Source organism: Bradyrhizobium sp. (assembly GCF_030646015.1).
In the GTDB taxonomy this organism is placed as follows: domain Bacteria; phylum Pseudomonadota; class Alphaproteobacteria; order Rhizobiales; family Xanthobacteraceae; genus Bradyrhizobium.
In genome coordinates this window covers 37501-38815 of record NZ_JAUSLT010000166.1, presented here as the reverse complement: position 1 = coordinate 38815, position 1315 = coordinate 37501, and the positions used below count along the sequence as shown (strand labels likewise).

Sequence of the window (1315 nt, the reverse complement as noted above, 5' to 3'; positions counted from 1 at the left end):
TCCGCCTGGGGAGTACGGTCGCAAGATTAAAACTCAAAGGAATTGACGGGGGCCCGCACAAGCGGTGGAGCATGTGGTTTAATTCGACGCAACGCGAAGAACCTTACCAGCCCTTGACATCCCGGTCGCGGATTCCAGAGACGGAATCCTTCAGTTCGGCTGGACCGGAGACAGGTGCTGCATGGCTGTCGTCAGCTCGTGTCGTGAGATGTTGGGTTAAGTCCCGCAACGAGCGCAACCCCCGTCCTTAGTTGCTACCATTTAGTTGAGCACTCTAAGGAGACTGCCGGTGATAAGCCGCGAGGAAGGTGGGGATGACGTCAAGTCCTCATGGCCCTTACGGGCTGGGCTACACACGTGCTACAATGGCGGTGACAATGGGACGCTAAGGGGCAACCCTTCGCAAATCTCAAAAAGCCGTCTCAGTTCGGATTGGGCTCTGCAACTCGAGCCCATGAAGTTGGAATCGCTAGTAATCGTGGATCAGCATGCCACGGTGAATACGTTCCCGGGCCTTGTACACACCGCCCGTCACACCATGGGAGTTGGTTTTACCTGAAGACGGTGCGCTAACCCGCAAGGGAGGCAGCCGGCCACGGTAGGGTCAGCGACTGGGGTGAAGTCGTAACAAGGTAGCCGTAGGGGAACCTGCGGCTGGATCACCTCCTTTCTAAGGATGGTTCTTCAGAAGCTTGCTTCTATCGAACCTCTTTTGAAACATCAGTGGCCAACAGTTTCAGGACTGTTGAGCTGCATTGGCGGGATTTCGCCGTCTTCGTTTCTCTTTCTTCGCGGACGAACACGCGCCAGGGGCTGCGCTTGTGCGACGCATCTGGTGCAAGCCGGTGCGCGCAAGCATGCTCCTCGTGTTAGGGGCTTGTAGCTCAGTTGGTTAGAGCGCGCGCTTGATAAGCGTGAGGTCGGAAGTTCAAGTCTTCCCAGGCCCACCACCTTGATCGAGCGTAGGCGTCGCTTAAACCGACAAATGGCAGCAACGGCATTCGTCTTCTGGTACGGGGCCATAGCTCAGCTGGGAGAGCGCGTGCTTTGCAAGCATGAGGTCGTCGGTTCGATCCCGTCTGGCTCCACCAGATGGTTGATCCGAGATCGACGAGTGCTCGTTCATACCGTCCGCGAAACATCACTTCGCACGTTGCATCCTAACGGATGCGCGTGCGGGATTTCTGACATCGTATAGAGGAGATTGATCCGAGTTTGGATCCGGCGAAGCAATTCGCAGGGTCCATTCATAATCTCCAGGACATTTCGGCGCCTGATCATCGCAAGATGATTGGGTTGTAAATGTTCTTTTTGG

The 1315-nt window shown here is 55.7% G+C and carries 2 tRNA genes and 1 rRNA gene; all 3 read left to right on the top strand.

Annotated features, from left to right (window positions below):
* Nucleotides 1-670, top strand: a 16S ribosomal RNA gene (locus Q7T45_RS24710); the annotation flags it as partial.
* Between the two features lie 203 nt (nucleotides 671-873).
* Nucleotides 874-950: transfer RNA gene (locus Q7T45_RS24705), tRNA-Ile, on the top strand.
* Between the two features lie 65 nt (nucleotides 951-1015).
* Nucleotides 1016-1091: transfer RNA gene (locus tag Q7T45_RS24700), tRNA-Ala, on the top strand.
* The last annotated feature ends 224 nt before the right edge of the window (nucleotides 1092-1315 follow it).